The sequence below is a fragment of the Macrococcus animalis genome, assembly GCF_047425875.1.
In the GTDB taxonomy this organism is placed as follows: Bacteria; Bacillota; Bacilli; order Staphylococcales; family Staphylococcaceae; genus Macrococcoides; species Macrococcoides animalis.
Window position 1 is genome coordinate 1,853,035 of record NZ_CP179727.1, and the last position, 19,398, is coordinate 1,872,432.

The window sequence follows — 19,398 nt, forward strand, 5'->3', positions numbered from 1 at the left end:
AAGGATATATTATATAAAAAGGGAGTGAGATTTATGGAATGGTTAGCAATATTAACTATATTAGTATATTTATTACTAATTGTTTGGTGTATTATTTCTGTTGCGATTATTATTAGCAGATTATCTGAAAATTCAAGAAAGAAAACAACTAGTAGACTTGAGTTAGAGCAGTTACAGAAAATCGAGCTTAAGAAAAGAATAGCATTATTAGATAAAGAACTGTTGAAATAGCATGTTAGACATATATTAATGAAAATTAGGAGTGACATTGATGGATTGGATGGGTCTAATTGTTGTTTGGTTATTATATATCGTATTAGCAATTTTAATTGGTCTAGCAATCAGACATGCTATAGAAAATAGTAGAAAGATTAGAAATAGTAGACTTGAATATGAACATTTGAAGAAAATAGAGTTGGAGAAGAAAATTGAATTGCTTGAGAAACAATTGAAAGATAAAGAAAATATGTCATAAATCTTAACGGAGGAAATAGGATGAATATAATAGCTGCGTTCATTGCGATTTTTCTATTTATTTTTCCTGTATTTTTAGTTGTGATTGCAGGAAGATTAGTATTTAATCGAAATAATAATAAGTGATAAGACCTTTCGAGGTCTTTTTTTTAATGAATATTTTTATTGTCTTAATTTTCAGAATACTATTGAAAGCGTTTTATTTGTATTGTATGATTGTCATACAACTAATATTAAAGGGGGATTCAAGTGAAAAGGTTAATATCTTTGTTTACGATTGTGGTTTTATGTTTCACATTATCTGCATGTAATTTTGAAAAGAAAAAAGTTTATAATATTGCAACTGCATCTACTGGTGGAACATATTATCCGATTGGAGTTGGAATGGGGCAACTTTGGACAAAACATTATAAAGAAAAAAATATTAAATTTAATGGTACATCTTCTGCTGGGTCAGTAGAAAATATCGATTTAATGAAAAAAGGGGAAGCAGAATTTTCTATTTTACAAGGTTTAATTTCAACAATGGCATCAGAAGGTAGCGGAATTTATGAAGGCAAGCCATATAAAGACCTACGTTCAATCGCAATGATTTGGCCAAATGTTGAACATTTTGTATTGATGGATAGCGATATTAAAACTGGAACGATTAGTGATATTGAAGGAAAATCATTTTCAGTAGGACCACGAGCTTCGGGAACTGAAATTTCAACTGTAACAATGATGGAAGGGTTGAAATTAACAAAAGAAAATATTAGAGCAGAGTATCTAGGATATGATGATACAATTTCAGCAATGCGTGATGGAAGGTTAGCAGGTGGTTCATTACCAGCAGGTGTACCTGTTTCTGCGATTACTGATATGACTGCTAGTGGTGTGAAAGCTTCTATTTTAGAAGTTACAAAAGAACAACTAGATGCTATTAATAAAGTGAGTGAAGCATGGTATCCATATACAATTAAAAAGGGAACTTATCCAAAACAAACAAAAGATATACAAACAATTGCACAACCTAATATTTTAGTTACTACAAACAAAATCAGTGAACAACAAGTGTATGATATGACAAAACTTTTATATGACAATAAAAAATTTATGGACGGTGTGCATAACTCAGCTAAAGAAATGAAGCTTGAAACTGCACTTGAAGGGCTAAAAACTCCTTTACATCCAGGAGCATATAAATATTTTAAAGAAAAAGGCTTAAAGATTCCAAAAGAATTGACACCACCTGAATTGAAGAAAGGAGATGTATAATATGACAGATATTAAAAATATTGAAATACAAGAAGTTGAAACTGAAACTGGTGCTTCGACAAGAACATTAACCGGTATTTGGCATAAAATTTCGAAATATTTAGCAGTTATCATTTCATTATTTGTCATGTATGCAACGACTTTCTCAACGATGCAAGAGATATATAGAAATGCAATCTTTTTATTAGGTATCGTTATTTTAGCAGCGTTATTATTTCCAATGACTAAAAAACAAGTTGATAAGAAATTAGGCGTTTTAGATATACTTTTTATACTTTTTTGCATCGTTACATTTGGTTATATTATCATGATGTATTTTGATATCCATGTGAATAGAGGATCAAGTGCCAACACAATGGATTATATATTCGGTGGTCTCGCGATACTTGCTTTATTTGAAATTTCACGCAGGGTAATTGGTATATTTATCCCATTACTTTGTTTGATGGCAATCATTTATGCATTATTTGGACCCTATTTTCCAGTAGACTTAGCGCATAGTGGTTTTGGAATCAAGAGATTGATTTATCGATTGTATATGACAAGTGAGGGTATATTCGGTGTAACATTATCCATTGCTTCAACTTATATTGCGCTATTTGTTATCTTTGGTGCTTTCTTGAATGCGAGTGGAGCAAGTGCATTATTTAATGATTTAGCATTGGCAATTGCAGGTGGAAGACGCGGGGGACCAGCACAAGTAGCTGTTATATCATCTGCATTGACAGGTAGTTTAAGTGGTAGTGCCGTTGCCAATGTTGCTACTACAGGAACATTTACTATTCCTTTAATGAAGAAGATTGGACTTAAACCAACTTTTGCTGCAGCTGTTGAAGCAACAGCATCTACAGGTGGTATGATTATGCCACCAATCATGGGAGCGGCAGCATTTATCATGGCTGGTTTTCTAGGAGTTTCTTATACAGTTATTGTATTAGCCGCAATAATTCCTGCTCTTTTATATTATATTGCTTTAATTTTTGCTATAGATTTAGAAGCTAAGAAACAAGGAATGGTGGGATTAAGTAAGGAGAATATTCCACAAGTTATAGAAGTATTAAAATCAAGAGGTTTATTATTATTACCTATTATTTTTGTTATCGTGAGTTTATTAATCGGTAAAACAGCAATTTTCGCTGGATTTGCGGGAATTATTTCAGCAATTTTAGCTTCTTGGTTAACAAAAGATAAATCAAATCGTATTACTATTTCAAAAGTTATTGATGCATTAGAAGATGGTGCAAAAGGATGTATTCAAGTAACAATTGCCTGTGCTTCAGTTGGTATAATCATTGGTGTTGTTTCAATGACAAGTGTTGGTTCAATGCTTGCATATAATGTTATAGAATTTGCTAATGGAAATTTATTGATTATATTAATTTTAGTAATGATAACTTGTATTGTGTTGAGTTTTGGACTACCATCTACTGCATTATACATCGTCGTTGCCGTTACAGCTGCACCAGCATTGATTCAAGCAGGTGTAAATAGTATTGCAGCGCACTTCTTTGTATTTTGGTTTGGTGCATTATCGAATATCACACCTCCAGTTGCATTAGCAGCATACACAGCTGCAGGCATTGCTAAAGCAGATCCAATGAAGACGGGTTGGGTTTCTATGAAGTTAGCATTACCTGGATTTATTATTCCGTTTATATTAGTATATCATCCGGTATTATTGTTACAGCCAGATGATAGTGGAAGTTTAAATTATTTAATGCTGCTTCTTTCTGTACTGAGTGCGGTTATAGGAATATATGCATTGACAATTTCACTCGGTAGATTTAACAATTCTAAAATTTCTTTAGTTGAAAGTATACTATATTTTGTAGCAGCAATGTTACTAATTATTCCAGGCTTACTAACAGATTTAATAGGTTTGATACTCTTTGTCATGTTATATTTGTTAAATAAAAGACAAATAGTAAAAGTGGGATGATAAAAATGTTTTCGCCATTAAAAAAATTAAGTATGTCAGAAGAAATTTTTAATCAATTAAAAGAAAGTATAGAACATAAACAATATAAATTGGGAGATAAATTACCGACTGAAAAAGAGTTGTGTGAAATGTTCAACGTCAGTAGACAACCTGTTCGAGAAGCCTTAAATAGCTTGAAAGCTACAGGATTTATTGAGTCTAAACAAGGGGAAGGTTCATTTGTGACGTATGATGAGCATCATACGACAATGTTTTTTGATTTAGATAATTTAACAAAAGAAGATTACTTTGATTTAGTTGAACTTAGACATGTTCTTGAAGTTCAAGCGAGTGGGTTATGTGCGGTTCGCCATAATGACAAAGATATCGACAAGATATACTCATCTTTAAAGGTAATAAAAAATGAAATGAGTGATTATGAATCGATTGGTTTTGAAGCAGATTATTTATTTCATCAAGCCATTATAGAAGGTAGTAAAAATAAATATATTATCGAAACTTTTAATAATATTAGTGATATTTATAAGATTGGGATGAAGTTTTCACTTTCTTTAAATATTGGAAATCATCAAAAACGTTCTTCAGTAATTAAAGAACACGAAGAAATTTACCAAGCAATTAAGGATAGAAATGTAGAAGAAGCTCAATCAAAAATGAATAATCACATATTAAACTTGAGAAAGAAAATGGGAGATAAAAGAATAATATAGGAGATGATTTTTTGAACGCAAATCAAATTGTAGATGAACTAAAAAAATGTTTAGATAACAAAAGAATATTCATCGAAAAATCAGATTTAGCGTCTTATAGTTATGATGCAAGTTTTGGGACATTCTTTCCTGATGTTGTAGTGCAGCCCCAATCTACTGCTGAAGTTGTAAATATTGTAAAGTTCGCCAACCAAAATAATATCCCTTTATATCCTAGAGGTTCTGCTAGTAGTTTAAGTGGAGGATCTTTAGCAATTGAAGGTGGCATTATGATGGACTTTACAAACTGGGATGACCTGCTTGAAATATATCCTGATGACTTAATTGCAGTTGTATCACCGGGTGTAATTACACAGAAAATTAATGATGCTGCTGATAGCTTTGGATTAATGTATCCACCAGATCCATCATCACAGAGGATTTCTACTATAGGTGGTAATATTGCTGAGAATGCAGGTGGACCACGATGTCTAAAATACGGTGTGACGAAAGACTATGTTTTAGGCTTAGAAATTGTTACTGCAAATGGAGATGTTATCAATACTGGTGGAGCAACGGTAAAGAATGTGACTGGATATGATTTGACAAAGCTCATCGTCGGCTCTGAAGGCACGCTAGGTATAGTAACTAAAGCAATCTTGCAATTAATTCCTAAACCTAAAGCAACGAAAACGGCAATGGTTGTATTTGATGATTTAATACAATCGGGTCATGCAATCACTGAAATATTTAAATCAGGAATTTTGCCATCTAAATTAGAAATAATGGATAGTTTCTGTATAAATGTTGTAGAAGAATATGCAAAAGTCGGATTAAATACAAAAGCCGACGCTATATTACTGATTGAATTAGATGGAAGAGCATCTCAATTAAAAGAAGAGATGGCTGAAATATTATCAATATTTGATAAGTTTCCAGACGCAAAAATCACAATTGCTGAGGATGAAGCACAAGCAAATCAATTGTGGGAAGTTCGAAAGTTAGTTAGTCCAGCAATAATTAGATATGGCAGAAAGAAGATATCTGAAGATGCTACAGTACCAAGAAGTAAAATTCCACAAATGTTTAATGAAATTAAGAGGATAAGAGATAAATATCAAATTAATTTAGTAGTATTTGGACATGCAGGTGACGGTAATTTACATCCAAATATATTAACAGATTTAGCAAGTGAAGATGAAAAGAAACGTGTTGAAGCTGCAGTAGAAGAAATTTTTGATGTAACGATTAAAATGGGTGGTACATTGTCAGGTGAGCATGGTATAGGTCATTTAAAAAAGGCATTTATGGAACAAGAACTGGGGTTCCATGGTGTTGAATACATGAAAGAAATAAAGAAAGCATTAGATCCAAAAGGTATATTAAATCCAGGGAAAATGTTCCCTGATAAAAATGAAAGGTTTTCATTACATGAATAATTTATCATTAGCCTATGATAAAACTTTTTCGTGTGTTCAATGTGGCATGTGCTTACCCAGTTGCCCAACCTATTTAACATTGAAAGAAGAGAAACATTCTCCAAGAGGAAGAATCAATCTGTTAAAATATTATGCTGAAAAAAACCTCAGTTTAGAAGATATCAGAGAAGGATTTGAAGTTTGTTTGGGTTGTATGGCTTGCCAAACTGTATGCCCAACAGGTGTTGATTATGGATACATTCATCATACGGCTGTGGAGATGTTAAAAGAAAAAGAAAAGAAAAAAAATCCAGTTAAATATTACAGTCTAAAATATACTTTAAGTAACAGTTTAAATAAGAAAGTATCGTTAAAAATTATGAAAAAGTCGTTATATTCAGTTCAAAATGTCATGAACAAAGAATCTAAGGTATTAAATATTATTGGACAAAAGAATAAAACATTTTATCAGTCTTTGCCTACAATCAATAAATCAAATGTAAATACACGCAGTCCAAATTATAAAGATGAAAAGTCTAAATCTCTAAAAGTAGTTTACTTTAAAGGTTGTGTTATGGATGTCATGTTTGAAAAAATTAATGATAGAGCAATAGAAATATTAGAAAGACATAATATTGAAGTGATTACTTTACCCAATGAAATATGTTGTGGTGCACTACAAAATCATGCTGGTTATTCAGAAGATGCGAAACAATTAGCTATTAAGAATATTGAAATGTTTGAAAAAATTGAATGTGATTATATTGTGAATGCTATAGGGGGATGCGGAGCAACTTTAAAAGAATATCCGCTTTACTTTAGTGATGAACCTGGCATGCAGATAAGGGCTAAGACATTTAGTGATAAAAATGTGGACATATCAGTATTATTAGCTCAGTTGGAATTAAAATTAACCAAATCATTAAACTATGATGTTACTTATCAACCATCATGTCATTTGACAAATGTACAAAAAGTAACAAAACAACCTGAAACAATTATCAAAAAAATTCCAGGAATAAATTTTACAACTTTAAAAGAAAAAGATATTTGCTGCGGATCTGCTGGGATTTATAATATTGTGCAATATGAAAATGCAATGAAAGTATTAGATAGAAAAATGGGATATGTTAAAGAGACAAGAGCAAACGTTATTGTTACGAGTAACCCAGGTTGTTATTTGCAAATGCAAGTAGGAATTATGAGAGAAGGATTATCTGAAATTGTTGAAGTGAAACATATTGTTGACTTAGTATATGAATCTTGTGTGGAGGGGAAATAAATGTTTGATTGCATCGTAATTGGTGGAGGAATAATAGGACTTTCCACTGCTTATCACTTAAAGAAAGAAAATCCTAAATTAGACATACTTGTACTTGAAAAAGAAAATAAAGTTGCAACACATCAAACTGGACACAATTCTGGTGTTATTCACTCCGGCATCTATTATAAGCCAGGATCATATAAAGCAAGATTTGCTAAAGCGGGTGCTGATTCAATGATTCAGTTTTGTATAGATAACGATATCTCATTTAATCAATGTGGAAAATTAATTGTTGCAACAGATGATTCGCAGTTAGGTCGATTAAGACAACTTTATGATAGAGGAATCGAGAATGGCTTAGATGTTTCCTATTTAAATTATAAAGAAACACTCGCTATAGAACCTCATGTGAATGCAGTTGCATCTGTTAAAGTTAATTCAACGGGTATAGTAGATTATAAAGAAGTGTCTGAGAAATTACTAGAATTATTTCAATCGATGAATGGTCAGTGTGATTTAATGGAAGAGGTTACTGCGATTCAAGAATCAGCAGAAAAAGTAATCATAAAAACGAACAAAAATAATTATGAGACAAAATTCTATATTAATTGTGCAGGACTTTACTCAGATAAAATAGCTAAACTGGGTGGAATTGATACTGATATACAAATAGTTCCCTTTAGAGGGGAGTATTATGAACTAAAAGAAGAAAAACATGATTTAGTGAAAACATTAATCTATCCAGTACCAGATCCGAAATTTCCATTTTTAGGTGTTCATTTTACTAACATGATTGGTGGCGGCGTAGATTGTGGACCTAATGCAGTACTTGGATTTTCTAAAGAATCTTATGGAAAATTTGATTTTAAAAAGGATGAATTTTTAGAACTTATCAAATTTAAAGGAATTTATAAATTGGGACTGAAATATATGAAGATGGGTGTAGGAGAATATTATCGATCTTTTAATAAAAAAGCATTTGTTAGAAATGCTCAAAAATTAGTTCCTCAAGTGAGAGAAGAGGATTTTGTACCGATGGAAGCTGGAGTTAGGGCACAGGCAATGAATAGTAAGGGTGAATTAATTGATGATTTTTATTTTGAAACATCAAGTAGAAGTATTCATGTATTGAATGCACCATCACCAGCTGCTACTGCTAGCTTGGAAATTGGAAAAGAAATATTAACTAAATATAAAAGTAGAGAAACCGTTTAATAAGCGGTTTCTTTTTTAGGAGAGGCATATTCATTAGACTTGAAATAAATAACCTACAAAAGATAGAATTAAAGTAAATAATCACTACTTTAGATTAAAAATACTATAGGACGTGATAAAGTGGATATGTATATGTGGTTACTAATATTTATACCTATATTTATCGTATTATTTAGTAATGAACCGAATAAAAATGAGTCATCTAAATTACGAAATCAAGAGAATAAAATAAAGAAACAGCTAACACCTGAAGAACAGAAGAAATATGCAGTAGCAAGATTAGCAAACACATTAAAAAATTTGAGTGATGAAATGAGACCTTGAGGATCTTATTTTTATAGGAGGAGACAATGACACATTATCACTTTATAACATCGAATGTTGAAATTGAGAGTGAATATTTAGAGGAAAATAAAGTTGATTGGGAAGAAAAAGTTGTAGGATCGAAATATAAAGTTCAGTATATGCTTCACTATGGACCGAGTGAAGAAGAGTTTGAACAAGTTTACGAGGAACTATTAAAACACGTAGCTCATAATAAAAAATATGATTACATTGTATTAGAAATTGCGCATGCATTAGATGCTGAAGGTATCCCGCTGCAAGTATTAAAGCGTCATAGACTTGATATCGGAGAATTTAGAAAAGAACATCTTATGGAATTGAAGCAAGATGAGATGATTTGTATTGAAAGAAATAAATGGATGGAGAGGGAGTTTGAATGAAAAAATTTAAAGATTTGAGTGAGGATGATTTTAATAATCCAGCGCTATTATCTCATTTTCATGTAGGTTATTATGATGGTGGATATGATATAGAAGCGACGGTTTATCAAAGAGGAAGTAATTGGGTGTTTTATATAGATGAAGCGCAAGGAATTGGTGATACTATTTTGAGGGAATACGAATATATAGAAAATGTAGGTTATGAAATAATAAAAGTGGAAGAGGATGAATTTGAATATAAAGATGCGGCCGAATTTTTATATATATGGCTAATTAAAAAGAAATTGATTACTTAAATTTTATTAGGTATAAAGGGCCAAGAAAGAAATTACTAAAAATGAATCATGAAACATTTCATGACTCATTTTTAGTAGATTCTCTAATAACCTTATGTACATTAATCAATTCAATATCGCCTTTAATATTAGTTTTTCCTTGGATAATTTTTAATAAAGAATTCGCAGCAACCTTAGCGATTTTATTCGTATCCTGTCTTATTGTACTTAAAGAAGGCTGAATATATTCACATGCTGGAATGTCATCAAAACCAAAAACTTGTATGTCATAAGGTATTTTAACCTCTAATTTTTTTAATAGAGGTATACAGTCTATAGCTAATTGATCATTTGCGAAAATAATTGCATCTGGATGATTTGAATTTATATAATTTGTAAAATATTTATTATCTTTATTTTCAATATATAGTATAGAATTTGTATGATTTATATGATTTGATTTCATAACATCAATAAAACCTTTTAATCTTTCATGGCTACTAGTTGAATGTCTTTTGTGTAATACAAATATTGGTTTTTTTGCACCATTATTTATCACATGATTTGTTGCCATTTGTGATCCTTCATAATGATTGGAAGAGATAAATACAGTATTTGAAAAGTCAGAAGGTTCACGGTCAATACAAACATAGGGGATATCTTTTGTAGTATTATTAGAATTTAATATAAATTCTTCTGCTCCAGAGATAATAACAAAACCATCTATCATTTTACTTTCTAACATTTTAATATAATTCATTTCTTTTTCTGAATCTCTTGCAGTATTACATATAATTGTTGAATAACCTTCTTTAAACAATTCCTTCTCTATATTTTCAACTAATTTTGCGAAAAAATAATTGGTAATATCAGGAACTATAATACCAATTGAAAAACTTTTCTTCATTCGAAAAGTTTTAGCAGAGTAATCAATTTGATATCCTGTTTCTTTAATTGTTGCCATTACTTTTTTTCTTGTTTCTTCAGAAAATCTTCCATTATCATTTATTACTCTTGATACAGTAGCTGTTGATACACCTGCTAATTTTGCTATTTCTTTAATTGAAATATTGCTCATGATATTTCCCCCGTTGAATTCTATTATTATCATTGTACAATAAAAAAATAAAAATAACATTTGACTAAATTAAATTTAGAGAGTATATTGTAACCAAAGGGTAAACGTTTACCCAAATATTTTTTAAACTATGAGTAAACGTTTACTCATAGTAAGGAGGAATTATTGTGAGTAAAGTATTATGTCCCTCAATGATGTGTGCAGATTTTTCAAATTTAGAAAAGGAGGTTAAATCTCTAGAAGCGGCAAATATTGATATTTTTCATATTGATATTATGGATGGAGTTTATGTTCCTAATTTTGGTATGGGATTACAAGACTTAGAATTTATCTCAAATAATACGACTAAACTAGTAGATGTACATTTGATGATTCATAATCCAGCAAAATATATTGAGATGTTTATTGATAAGGGTGCTGATATAGTATATTTCCATCCAGAAACTGATACTAATCCTGTAAGTACATTATTAAAAATTAAAGATTTAGGTGCTGTTCCAGGTATTGCGATTAGTCCTGCAGTATCAATTAATTCTATCATTGAATTAATACCTTATTGTGAAAATATTATGATAATGACAGTAAATCCAGGTTTTTCTGGCCAAAAATTTTTAGAACCAACAATGAATAAAATTAAAGAACTATTTGAATTAAAGAAAAAAGGTTATAAATTTAGTATTTTTGTGGATGGTGCTATTTCTAAAGAAAAAATTAATCAATTGAGTCAAATTGGAGTAGAAGGATTTGTGTTAGGAACTTCAGTTTTATTCAATAAAGATGAATCATATCAAAATATAATTGAGAAAATAAAACAATAGAGGTGTTGAAAAATGAAAATAGCTATAGGTAGCGATCATGTTGCTGTTGAGATGAAACAACAGATAATTGAATATTTAGAAGGGAAAAATTATTTAGTAGAAGACTTTGGTCCTTATAGTTCTGAAAGAACAGATTATCCAATATACGGAAAGAAAGTAGCAGAGGAAGTCTCGAATAATAATTTTGATTGTGGAATTCTTATTTGTGGAACGGGCGTAGGAATATCAATAACGGCTAATAAAGTACAAGGAATTAGAGCTGTTGTATGTAGTGAACCATACAGTGCAAAACTATCTAAAGAACATAATAATACAAATATTTTAGCATTTGGTGCAAGAGTAGTAGGAATTGAACTGGCTAAAATGATTGTTGATGAATGGCTAAATGCAAAATTTGAAGGTGGAAGACATTTAAATAGAATCAACATGATTGAATAATTGTGTCATTTATATGATTTTTTTTGATAATTAATGAAATAATATGAAAAATAATGATTGAAATTGAAAATAAATGTGATAATATGAAACTATAAATATGACAGGAGGCTAAGTTAATGAAACTAGCTACGAGAATTAATTCATTTTTACCAAAATTTAATAATGATTTGGATCAGGTTTTTGGAGAGTTTAACAGATTAGGATTATCACATGTAGATTTAAATTATCCTGAACATGTAGTAAATATTAAAACAGAACAAATGAATAATATGTTAAAGAAACATGATTTAAAGGCTAATGGTGTAGCACTTAGATTTAGAAAAGAATTTATTAATGGTGAACTTGGTAATGCAGATCAAACAATTTCTGAAAAAGCAATTCAATTATGTAAAGAAGCCTGTGATTATTGTGAAGAAATAAATGGTGACGTAGTTACGATTTGGTTAGGTTTTGATGGTTTTGATTATTCATTCCAAATTGATTATTTAAAGGTTTGGAAGCAAATTATTAATGCTATTAAAGAAGTTGCTGATTATGCACCTAATGTGAAAATTAGTATAGAATATAAACCTTTCCAACCTAGAGCATATGCCTTTGTAGATAGTTTTGGGGTTAGTTTAGCAATGCTAAATGAAATCAATAAAGATAATGTTGGTATTACATTAGATTATTGTCATATGTTAATGAAACATGAAAATCCTGCATATGGTGCTAGTATTTTGGGGGATAAAGAAAAGTTGTTTGGTATTCATATTAATGATGGTTATGGATTAAATGATGATGGATTGATGATAGGTACTAGCTCTTTATTAAAAACAATCGAATTTTTATATTATACAAAATTATACAATTACGAATATGCTTATTATTTTGATACATTCCCAGTCATTGAAGATCCAGTTGAAGAATGTGAGAGAAATATTAAAATGATAAAAAAATTGGATAATATTATTGATGAATTAGGTATGGATTATTTTTCTAATTTAATTAAAAGTAATAGTGCTGTAAAAGTTAGTGATTTAATACTAGATATCTTGAAGTAGATATCTAGTAACATTAAGGAGGAAATCGATATGGACTATAAAATTGTTGCTCAAAATATTTTAGACAAAATTGGCGGCCCTGAAAACGTTTCAAATATGACTCACTGTGCTACAAGACTTCGATTAAGACTAAAAGATATGTCAATTGTTAATGATGAAGAAGTTAAAAATATTGATGGTGTTGTAAATACCGTTAATAAAGCGGGTCAATATCAATTATTAATCGGTACGGAAGTACCAAAACTCTATGATGAATTTGAAATGTTAGTTAAGGGTGAGGGTGTTCAAGTAAGTAATACTAATGAAGATAAAGGTAGCATTATTAATAATATCTTCTCTGCTATTTCGGCAATTTTTGCACCATTATTACCTGCGTTAGCAGGGTCAGGTATTTTAAGAGGGTTATTGATATTATTTACACAGTTAGGATTAATTGACGAAAAAAGTGGCACTTATAGTATATTAAATGTGGCATCAATGAGTGTCTTTTATTTTTTACCTGTATTGTTAGCGTTTACAGCAGCGAGAAGATTTGGAGCTAGTCCTTATTTATCAGCATTAATAGGTGCGGCTTTATTAAATCCAGAATATATCGGATTAATGGGAGACAAAGGTAACGGTGCTACTACTGATTTCTTTGGAGTTCCAGCGGTATTAATGAATTATAATGCAACAGTAGTACCAATTATTTTATCAATTTGGGCTTTCTCATATCTTTATAAATTTTTAGATAGAACGATTCCGGAAACATTAAAATTAGTAGTAATTCCACTTATTTCATTAGCAGTGATGATTCCTCTGACGATTATAGTTATTGGCCCTATTGGTGTATATAGTGGTGAAGGTGTAGCTGCATTAGTGAATTGGTTAATTGAGAGAAGTAGTATTTTAACAGGAATAGTTATAGGTGGAGGATGGAGTGTACTAGTAAGTTTAGGTATTCACTGGGCAGTAAATCCAATTATGATCAACAATGTATCTACGTATGGATTTGATTATATTGTACCTTATACTTTTGCTTGTAACTTTGCAGTAATTGGTGTAACTATCGGAGTATACTTTAAAGCTAGAAACAAAAAATTAAAAGGATTTGCTTTATCAGGGTTAATTACAATTGCATTGTCTGCTATTATTGAGCCTGTATTGTTTGGCTTACTAGTGAAAAATAAAAAATTATTCTTAGCACAAATTATCGCTGGTGCAATTGGTGGGGCGTATCTTGGGTTAATGAAAGTTGTCACAACAGCATTCGTATTTGGTAGCGTAACTACATTCCCTGCTTTTGTTTCTGATAAATCAGGGAACTTCTTAAATGCAATGATTGGTTTAATTATATCAACAATAGTTGGAGCTGTTTTAGGATACATCTTTACAAGAAAAGAAGATGAATTAGCGTAATACACATTCTGATTTATTCAATTTCTAATAATACTTTAAAAGTGGTATTATATATGAGAATAGATTGGATGGTGCAATTATGATTCCTTACATTAGAAGAGAAAAAATATTAGAAATATTAAATTCAAATGATCTAATTAAAATTGAATTACTACAAGAAGAACTCTCTACTGTTTCAATGTCAACTTTACGACGCGACTTAAAAGAATTGGAACGAGAAGGAAAAGTTCAACTGTTAAGTGGAGGAGCAGTTAAGAAAAAAGGTACTATATCTGAATTATCATTTAGTACTAAGTCGATGTTAAATACTAAGGAAAAAGAATATATTTCAAGTTTGGCGATAAAAGAGATTGAAGATGGTGATACAATCTATTTAGATTCTGGATCAACTTGTACAGTGTTATTAACAGAATTGGTTAAGCATGATGTTCATATCGTTACATCTAATACTAATGTATTTAATATTAATAGAGATATTATAGCTACTATTACTGTATTAGGTGGGACATATAATCCAAATATCTCATCTTTAAGTGGATCACTTACTTTAAATAGTTTGGATAATTTCATTTTTGATAAAGCATTTTTGGGTGCTAATGGTATTGATAAGCAGTTTGGAATTACTACACCAACTTTGCGAGAAGCAACAAAAAAAAGAGAAGTTAAGAAACGTTCTAAGGAAACTTATGTATTATGCGATAGCACAAAGTTTGATACTACTTCAAGTGTAAAAGCATTTGAAATTGATGAGGTAACAGTTATTACAGATAAAAAGAATGATAAATATAGTAGTATTACAAATCTAATAAATTAATTTTAGAACCTTCTAAGATAAGAAGGTTCTATTTTTATGATTTAATATAAAGTTGAATATGTGTCTCTTTTAAACTATTCTTATTGTAATAGATACATATTACATACTAAGGGTGAACTCAATGACTTACTCTAACAATAATAAAAAAACATACATATACGAAAGCCTAGAAAATTACAAAATACTTTCCGAGGATGTTCTTCTTCATAAAAATAATTTATCAAAAGAAGATTCAATCAAGTACTTCCTCAATAAAAATGAATTAGAAATGTACAAAGAATTAAGTGAAGAAATTGAGCGTAATTACGATAATTTTTCAAACTATATCACTTCTAAATCAAATAGTAGATATAATAAGTTCCCTTTCCAGGTTTCTTTAATAGGTAATAAACGGTTAGAGAAATATAAACATGAGATTCAAAAAGATTTTTCATTATTAGAAACAAGACTAATAACGAATGATCATACAACGTATAACTATATGATTGATCAAATGAAAAATGAACTATTAACTTGCGATAGTTTTGATATTATCGTGAGTTTTATTAGAGGTTCAGGGTTGAATATGTTAGTTAATACTTTAAATATACTACGAGATTTAGGTATCAAAGGCAGAATTATTACTTCAACATATATGAATGTTACACAACCTGAAGCATTAAGAAAACTAATGGAATATGAAAATATTGATGTGAAAGTTTATCAGAGCCCTAAAATGGATGATAGCTTTCATACGAAAGCTTATTTGTTCCATAGATCTGATAATATGAGTTCTGTGATAATTGGTTCATCTAACATTACGCGTGCAGCATTAAAAACAGGTGAAGAATGGAATGTTAGAACTTATGAGAAGGCAAGTGACTCTGTATATGTAAAAACTCAGGCGAGATATGATATGCTTTGGAAATCTGAAAAGGTAGTAGATTTAACTGAATCACTCATTACAAAATATGAAAACTTTATTGAAGTAAACAAAGTATTGCGTCCAATCAGTCAGTCTTTCAATATAAATAAAACGGACGACAATGTGTTCAAACCGAATTCAATGCAAAAAGAAGCGATCAAGAATTTATTACTATCAATTGAAAAAGGGCATAAACGTGGGATAGCTATTGCAGCAACTGGAACAGAAAAAACATTCTTATCTGCAATGGCAGCAGAAAAATTGAACCCAAGAAATGTACTATTTATTGCGCATAGAAATGAATTATTAGAAAGTGGCTTGAGTACTTTTAAAAAGATATTTACAACAGAGTCAAATGATGACTTCGTAAAATATAAAGCTGATCAACGTGTTATAAAGAGATTTACCTTTGCATCTATTCAAACATTAGCTAAAGATATTGAAAAGATGGATAAAGACTTATTCGATATAATCATAATTGATGAATTCCATCATGCTACTGCGAGCAATTATATGAAAGTAATAGAACATTTCACACCTAGATTCTTATTAGGTTTAACTGCTACACCTGAGAGAACGGATAGCGGAGATGTATATGAACTTGCGGAATATAATATCATTAGTGATGTAAGATTGAAACATGCACTAGAAAGTGAATTACTTGTTCCATTCCAATACTATGGTATAAGTGATGATACAGTAGATTTGGCGGATAAAGATGGAATTAGTGTAGAAGATATCACTAAATTGTTAAGTACGAATAAGCGTGTTGAGTTCATTATTAAGAAAATGAATCAGTATACATTAAGTGGACCGATGAAGGCTATTGGTTTCTGCCAAAATATTGAACATGCAAAATTCATGAATAAAGAATTCATGGATAGAGGTTATAATACAACGATATTAACTGGAAAAAATACAGATGAAGAGCGTCAAAAAGCAATCATTGATTTACAATCCGAAGAAGATCCGTTAGAAATTATATTCACAGTTGATTTATTTAATGAAGGTGTAGATATTCCACAGATTAACTTAATACTATTCTTACGTCCGACTGAATCATCTATTATATTTACTCAACAATTAGGTCGCGGATTAAGAACATATGATGATAAAGAATATTTAACGGTATTAGATTTTGTAACAAATGATCGAAAGAATTATTTAGTTCCAATTGCTCTTTCTGGAGATCAAAACTTTATAGGCAAAGAAAAATTAAAATCGACCATTGAGAATAATTTTAATAATTTATCTGATAATGTTCATATTGAATTAGACTATAAATCCAAAGAAGAAATTCTTAAAACGATAGATCATACGTCGTTTTACGTTGCTGAAAACATTAAGAAAGAAGCAAAGCTATTCTTAGAACAAATTAGAATAAGTAATAAAGATAATGCACATACATTGAAAATTATTGATTTTCATAATTATGAGAATGCGCCTGATTTATTTATGCTATTTGGTGCAACATACAAAACTTTAAGTGCTCTTAATAAGGCAATAAAAGCTGATAGTGAAGTAGATAAAGAGATTAATCAAAGTAAGATGTATACATGGATAGTTAAAGAAATTACTAAATTGTTACCTATCAGAAGAATTATTGATTACATAGTAATAATTAAAGTTTTGATCAATGAAATGATCAAATATGAAGAGATGATAGCTTTCATTGAAGAAGCATTTCAAATTACATCATCTGATTACTTACGAAAAAATATTCAACTTGCGATGAAACGAACTGAAGAGTTAATATTTGAAAAACAAGTTCTATTTATTTTTGATAAAGAAATAAAACAACTTAGAACGACAAAATCAATAAGTGATAATTTGAAGGAAGAATTAAAAGAATATTTAACATTCGGTATTCTTTCATTCCAAAAAGAATTTGAAAGTGAGTTATTGAATGAACAGTTTCCACTAAAATTATATAAAGAATATAGTAGACATGAAGTAGCAGCTGTAGTTGGATATGATAAAACTGTATCTTCTTGGAGAGATGGCGTTAAGCAGTTTAATGGAAATCATTATATTTTCGTCAATTTAAAGAAAGATGTTGAAAGTGTTGAAGAGCATTTACTTTATAATGACTACTTTATTGATGAATCTCATTTTCATTGGCAGACACAGAATAAAACGAGTAGAGCTTCAATGACAGGACAACAATATATAAATCATGTAAAAGACAATAAAAAAATATTTCTTTTTGTAAGAAGAGCTACAAATGAAGAAGGTATTACGTTACCATTTTATTATATGGGAGAATTAGAGTTTATCAGTGCTAAAGGAGATAATCCTATATCAATAGAATGGAAATTAATAAATCCTGTTCCTAAAAAATTATTAGATGAATTAACATATTAAAATGAAGGACGCTATTTAGCGTCCTTCATTATTTTTTCTACGGCTTCAATATCAGCAGGAGCCCATTCAATTGTGTTTAAATCATTTGGAGATAACCATTTCATATCAGCGTGTTCTTCTAATTCGATATGATCATTTTTCATAACTGCATAGAAAGTTGTTAATTCTATGATAGCGAAGTCGTATTCATGAACCGTTGTGACTACTTTTTCACCGACATCAATTTCACACTGCATTTCTTCAATTAACTCTCTTTTTAAAGCATCTTCTGGTAATTCATTTTCTTCGATTTTACCGCCTGGGAATTCCCACAGAAGCGGCAAAGATGTATTTTCATTTCTTTGAGCACATAAGATTTTACCGTCTTTTTGAATGACAGCTCCGACTACTTTGATGTATTTTTTCATGATATACTCCTTAAAATAGGTATTTATATCATTTTAACATTTAGTTGTTTTACTTAAAATGTTTATCCTCTTCTACCTCGTTTAGTTAATACTTCATCAATTGAAAGATTAAATATTAAACTAATTTGATATAATTCAACAGCTGTAATTGTACGTTCACCATTTTCTATTTTCGAATACGTGGAAGGTGACATGTTTAACCGATAAGCCATTTCTTTTCCACTGAAATCTAAATTTTCTCTGTGATATTTTATAGCATTTGCTATTTCTTCATTTGTCATTAATTTCACCTTCACTTTTAGGTGAAAATAACAAAGTAAATCAGTAAAAAGTGGGTATATTCCAACTCGGAAAATACCCACAAATATGATAAAAAATAAGTTATAATTAATAGTTATTGAACAAAATATAAATGACCGATTTAATAGACTTATTAAATCATTGTATCAAGATATTTGATTTTATATATCATAATTTCTAATTTAGAAATAATAATAATATTCCTTAATTTCCATATTATGATTAATTCATCTCACGTAAAAAGGAGGTGATACCATGGATTTTGAGCTTGAACAAATACATAATGTATTAGTAACGGTGAAAAACAACCCAGATACAGACTATTATGATTACTTTAGGGATGACGACATTATTTATATCTTGTTAGATATGGGGTTAGTTGAATTCAAGTTCAAAGGATTATTAGATGAAGATGTATTTGAACCAGATCTTAAGATTGAAGTAACCAAGAAGGGTTTGCTTTATATGACAGCATATATGAACCAACTGAATTATTGAAGATGACGACTCACTTTTGTGGGTCGTTTTATTTTTAAGGTAAATTTAAGAATTAAATGGAAATAAATGATATATAATGA

The 19,398-nt window shown here is 29.9% G+C and carries 21 protein-coding genes; 18 read left to right on the forward strand and 3 right to left on the reverse strand.

The annotated features are described in order from the left end of the window. Positions 1-33 precede the first annotated feature (33 nt). The 11 genes from ACMGE9_RS09800 (at position 34) to ACMGE9_RS09850 (ending at position 9,277) form a co-directional block, all read left to right on the forward strand. Complete coding sequence (locus tag ACMGE9_RS09800) at positions 34-231, forward strand: hypothetical protein (RefSeq protein ID WP_414042583.1); 198 nt, start codon at positions 34-36, stop codon at positions 229-231. 40 nt (positions 232-271) lie between these two features. After that, complete coding sequence (locus tag ACMGE9_RS09805) at positions 272-475, forward strand: hypothetical protein (RefSeq protein WP_414042584.1); 204 nt, start codon at positions 272-274, stop codon at positions 473-475. Positions 476-723: 248 nt separating this feature from the next. Continuing rightward, the gene (locus ACMGE9_RS09810) at positions 724-1,731 is read left to right on the forward strand and encodes a TAXI family TRAP transporter solute-binding subunit (protein WP_414042585.1); all 1,008 of its coding nucleotides are present in this window, start codon (positions 724-726) and stop codon (positions 1,729-1,731) included. Between the two features lies 1 nt (position 1,732). Beyond that, positions 1,733-3,670: a TRAP transporter permease gene (locus ACMGE9_RS09815; protein ID WP_414042586.1), complete on the forward strand. Its 1,938-nt coding sequence runs from the start codon at positions 1,733-1,735 to the stop codon at positions 3,668-3,670. A gap of 5 nt (positions 3,671-3,675) precedes the next feature. Then, positions 3,676-4,380 (forward strand): FadR/GntR family transcriptional regulator, encoded by a 705-nt coding sequence (locus ACMGE9_RS09820; RefSeq protein ID WP_414042587.1) that lies wholly within the window; start codon positions 3,676-3,678, stop codon positions 4,378-4,380. An 11-nt stretch (positions 4,381-4,391) separates the two neighbouring features. Beyond that, positions 4,392-5,798, forward strand: coding sequence for an FAD-binding oxidoreductase (locus tag ACMGE9_RS09825; RefSeq protein ID WP_414042588.1), 1,407 nt, complete (start codon positions 4,392-4,394; stop codon positions 5,796-5,798). Beyond that, the gene (locus ACMGE9_RS09830) at positions 5,791-7,059 is read left to right on the forward strand and encodes a (Fe-S)-binding protein (RefSeq protein ID WP_414042589.1); all 1,269 of its coding nucleotides are present in this window, start codon (positions 5,791-5,793) and stop codon (positions 7,057-7,059) included. The genes ACMGE9_RS09825 and ACMGE9_RS09830 overlap by 8 nt, the downstream gene beginning before the upstream one ends. Then, a complete protein-coding gene (gene lhgO, locus ACMGE9_RS09835) occupies positions 7,060-8,256 on the forward strand; it encodes an L-2-hydroxyglutarate oxidase (RefSeq protein WP_414042590.1) in 1,197 nt (398 codons plus the stop codon). Positions 8,257-8,376: 120 nt separating this feature from the next. Continuing rightward, positions 8,377-8,580, forward strand: coding sequence for a hypothetical protein (locus tag ACMGE9_RS09840; protein WP_414042591.1), 204 nt, complete (start codon positions 8,377-8,379; stop codon positions 8,578-8,580). Positions 8,581-8,606: 26 nt separating this feature from the next. Then, positions 8,607-8,981 (forward strand): hypothetical protein, encoded by a 375-nt coding sequence (locus ACMGE9_RS09845; protein ID WP_414042592.1) that lies wholly within the window; start codon positions 8,607-8,609, stop codon positions 8,979-8,981. Next, positions 8,978-9,277, forward strand: coding sequence for a DUF3986 family protein (locus ACMGE9_RS09850; RefSeq protein ID WP_414042593.1), 300 nt, complete (start codon positions 8,978-8,980; stop codon positions 9,275-9,277). The genes ACMGE9_RS09845 and ACMGE9_RS09850 overlap by 4 nt, the downstream gene beginning before the upstream one ends. Positions 9,278-9,335: 58 nt before the next feature. On the opposite strand, the gene ACMGE9_RS09855 is transcribed toward ACMGE9_RS09850, so the two are convergent. After that, positions 9,336-10,334, reverse strand: a complete 999-nt coding sequence (locus ACMGE9_RS09855; protein ID WP_414042594.1) for a LacI family DNA-binding transcriptional regulator — start codon at positions 10,332-10,334, stop codon at positions 9,336-9,338. A 164-nt stretch (positions 10,335-10,498) separates the two neighbouring features. Here ACMGE9_RS09855 and ACMGE9_RS09860 point away from each other — a divergent pair, with 164 nt between their 5' ends. The 6 genes from ACMGE9_RS09860 to ACMGE9_RS09885 all read left to right on the forward strand — a co-directional run bounded on the left by ACMGE9_RS09860 (position 10,499) and on the right by ACMGE9_RS09885 (position 18,113). After that, positions 10,499-11,152 (forward strand): ribulose-phosphate 3-epimerase, encoded by a 654-nt coding sequence (locus ACMGE9_RS09860; RefSeq protein WP_414044488.1) that lies wholly within the window; start codon positions 10,499-10,501, stop codon positions 11,150-11,152. 12 nt (positions 11,153-11,164) lie between these two features. Further along, entirely contained in the window at positions 11,165-11,590 is a 426-nt protein-coding gene (rpiB, locus tag ACMGE9_RS09865; RefSeq protein ID WP_414042595.1) for a ribose 5-phosphate isomerase B, read from the forward strand. Between the two features lie 116 nt (positions 11,591-11,706). Then, positions 11,707-12,633, forward strand: coding sequence for a sugar phosphate isomerase/epimerase family protein (locus ACMGE9_RS09870; RefSeq protein ID WP_414042596.1), 927 nt, complete (start codon positions 11,707-11,709; stop codon positions 12,631-12,633). A gap of 30 nt (positions 12,634-12,663) precedes the next feature. Then, positions 12,664-14,031, forward strand: a complete 1,368-nt coding sequence (locus tag ACMGE9_RS09875) for a PTS transporter subunit EIIC (protein WP_414042597.1) — start codon at positions 12,664-12,666, stop codon at positions 14,029-14,031. A gap of 79 nt (positions 14,032-14,110) precedes the next feature. Then, entirely contained in the window at positions 14,111-14,845 is a 735-nt protein-coding gene (locus tag ACMGE9_RS09880; protein WP_414042598.1) for a DeoR/GlpR family DNA-binding transcription regulator, read from the forward strand. 121 nt (positions 14,846-14,966) lie between these two features. Further along, positions 14,967-18,113, forward strand: a complete 3,147-nt coding sequence (locus tag ACMGE9_RS09885) for a DUF3427 domain-containing protein (RefSeq protein ID WP_414042599.1) — start codon at positions 14,967-14,969, stop codon at positions 18,111-18,113. A gap of 11 nt (positions 18,114-18,124) precedes the next feature. Here the strand turns inward: ACMGE9_RS09885 and ACMGE9_RS09890 are convergent, their stop codons facing one another. Both ACMGE9_RS09890 and ACMGE9_RS09895 read right to left on the reverse strand, forming a co-directional pair. Continuing rightward, positions 18,125-18,520: a (deoxy)nucleoside triphosphate pyrophosphohydrolase gene (locus ACMGE9_RS09890; RefSeq protein ID WP_414042600.1), complete on the reverse strand. Its 396-nt coding sequence runs from the start codon at positions 18,518-18,520 to the stop codon at positions 18,125-18,127. Between the two features lie 62 nt (positions 18,521-18,582). Continuing rightward, entirely contained in the window at positions 18,583-18,801 is a 219-nt protein-coding gene (locus ACMGE9_RS09895) for a helix-turn-helix domain-containing protein (RefSeq protein WP_414042601.1), read from the reverse strand. Positions 18,802-19,075: 274 nt separating this feature from the next. Here ACMGE9_RS09895 and ACMGE9_RS09900 point away from each other — a divergent pair, with 274 nt between their 5' ends. Beyond that, positions 19,076-19,318 (forward strand): hypothetical protein, encoded by a 243-nt coding sequence (locus ACMGE9_RS09900; protein WP_414042602.1) that lies wholly within the window; start codon positions 19,076-19,078, stop codon positions 19,316-19,318. Positions 19,319-19,398 lie beyond the last annotated feature (80 nt).